The organism is Kineosphaera limosa NBRC 100340, assembly GCF_000298215.1.
Lineage (GTDB): Bacteria > Actinomycetota > Actinomycetes > Actinomycetales > Dermatophilaceae > Kineosphaera > Kineosphaera limosa.
Window position 1 is genome coordinate 1 of record NZ_BAHD01000159.1, and the last position, 911, is coordinate 911.

Annotated in this window: 1 protein-coding gene; it reads left to right on the top strand. The window is 61.5% G+C overall.

Annotated elements, in window-relative coordinates; genetic code table 11:
* The coding region (locus KILIM_RS21840) for an IS3 family transposase (protein ID WP_006594943.1) at positions 1-882 on the top strand (882 nt) is incomplete at its 5' end.
* Positions 883-911 lie beyond the last annotated feature (29 nt).

Here is a 911-nt window from a genome sequence, read left to right on the forward strand (position 1 = left end):
AAGTTTGCTGCGATCGCGGACTGGGCTGATTCGGGTGAGTTCGAGGTGGCCTTGATGTGTGCCTGGCTGGGTGTGTCGCGCTCGGGCTTTTACCGATGGCGCAAGGCCACGCCGTCGGCGCGCGCGAGACACGACGCCACCCTGAGCGCATTGATCCGGTCGATTCATGCCCATGCGCGTGGGAACCCGGGTGTGCGACGCGTGTGGGCCGAGCTGGTCGCGATGGGTCACCGGATCTCCATGAAGCGTGTCTGGCGCTTGATGCAGGCTGCCGGCCTGCAGGGACGTCACCCCAAGGCGTGGAAGCGCACGACCGTCCCCGGCGAGCGTCCGGTGCCGGCGCCCGACCTGATCGGCCGCGCCTTTAGCGCGGCTGCCCCGGACCAAAAATGGTGCGGTGACATTACCTACGTCAAAACATGGACTGGCTGGGCCTATGTGGCCACGGTCATCGATCTGTATTCTCGCAGAATCGTCGGTTACGCCGTCGCGGACCACATGCGAACCGAGTTGGTCACCGAGGCTCTCGACATGGCGATTCGTCAACGACGGCCCGCGGCGGGCGTCATATTTCATTCCGATCGCGGAACGCAGTACACGTCGAGCGAGTTCGCGAAGTACTGCGTGAAGAATAAGATCCGGCGCTCCCTGGGCAGGACCGGAATCTGCTACGACAACGCCGTCGCCGAATCGACTTTCGCATCCTACAAGAAGGAACTCATCCACACCCGACCCTGGCCGGACATCACCAGCCTGCGAGCGGCGACCGCAGACTGGGTCGACAACTACTTCAACACGAAACGGCGACACTCCTACCTCGATTACTTGACACCACGTGAATATGAGCTAGGATTCAAACATCTAACGCAATTGGCAGCCTAAAGTGGCGTCCACAAAAGCGGAAACACTCC